General features: G+C 69.7%; 1 protein-coding gene. It reads right to left on the minus strand.

What is annotated here, in order from left to right:
- A partial coding sequence (locus ACTT8P_RS38275; RefSeq protein ID WP_442836398.1) for an ISL3 family transposase occupies window positions 1-1433 on the minus strand: 1433 nt, incomplete at its 3' end.
- Window positions 1434-1500: the final 67 nt, after the last annotated feature.

Here is a 1500-nt window from a genome sequence, read left to right on the forward strand (position 1 = left end):
AGCTCAGGCGGGCTGCTGGCCTTCACGTTGTCGATCCAGGTCGCGAGCTTCTCGCCGGCGCGCGCGTTCATCATCTCGGCGAAGGCCCGGACGTGCTCAGCGGTGGTGTTGAGCTCGGGGCACCGGGCCAGAAGGTCCTTGAGCTGCAGGTTCTCGTCCTGGGTGAGGTTGTCGGGGTGCCGGGTGATCCAGCTGGTCACGTCCCGGACCGACGGGGGCCGGCTCCGGTCGGCGGGCTTGGCCCCGGCACGCAAGGGATTGAGATAGTCGCGGACCACCGAGTAGCCGCCGCGGAAGCCCGCGGCCTTGATCTCGTCGGAGAGTTTCTTGGCGCTGGTGCAGCCCTCTTGCCACCGCTGGTGGAGGTAGGGCTTGTAGTCATCGAGGATGCTCGCGCGGCCCTGCCATTTGCCCTCGCTCAGCTCCTCGGCCGTGGCCGCGCGGGCGAACTTGCGCACGGTATTGCGGGCCAGGCCGAGCTCGCGGCTGATCGCACGCAGGGTGAGCCCCTTCCCTATCAGGGCGTGTATCTCCTGATGGCGGTCACGGGTGCGGTCTGCGCAACGGTGGGCGCTCCGTTCCGCCTTCGCGGCCTCGGTGATTTTCTCCAACTCGGCGGTCGCGGCGGCGGACGCCTGCGGACTGGGCTCTGGTTCGGGGGCCCGCAGCTGAGTGGAGTGCCTGGTCACGCAGCGTTCCACGGCTTCGGTGAGGTTGTGGTAGAGGTGCCAGCGGTCTGCGACTTGCACGGCATCGGGGGCTCCGAGGCGGGCGCCTTCGGCGTAGCCGCTGGCGCGGTCCCGGCAGATGATCTCGACGCCGGGGTGGTCGGCCAGCCAGCGGGCCAGGGTCGCCGATTCGCGGTCAGGGAGCAGGTCGATCGGGCGACGGGTCTCGACGTCGATCAGCACAGTGCCGTAGACGTGGCCCTTGCGCAGGGCGAAGTCGTCGACGCCGAGCACGCGCGGTGTCACGGTCGGCGGATCGGGCAGGGCCCGGATCAGCCGCAGCAGAGTGGAACGGCTGACGTCGGCGCTCAGCGCTTCGGCCAGCCTGGCGCCGGCGCGTCCGGCCAACATCAGCGCGACCACCTGCAAGACGGTGTGCAGCCGCTGACTACGCCGCCCGTGCCGGAAGGTGAGTCCGTTGATCTGCTCGACGAACGTCGCTCGGGGGCAAGCCGCGACCGGGCAGCGGAAACGCCGGACCTGCAAGTGCACGACCACCGGCCGCCCACCCACCGCAGCGTCCGCCAGGCGACGCTCGTACCCGCTGTGGACCCGCCGCGATGTTGCCCCGCAGCTCGGGCAGGCGGCGTCGCCCGCGCGCGCACGGGCCGTCACGGTGATCGCTTCCTCACTCAGCTCGACATCGTCGACCCGCAGGCCGTCCAGGTCGGCGAACAGGACTTCCTCGACCTCTATATCGCTCACAGACCTGGATCGTCAGGTATGCAGCGACGACGGTGCGGGGGAGCACCGAAAGTGATCACAAGTTGTC

The sequence above is a fragment of the Streptomyces sp. JW3 genome (genome assembly GCF_052216785.1).
Classification (GTDB): domain Bacteria; phylum Actinomycetota; class Actinomycetes; order Streptomycetales; family Streptomycetaceae; genus Streptomyces.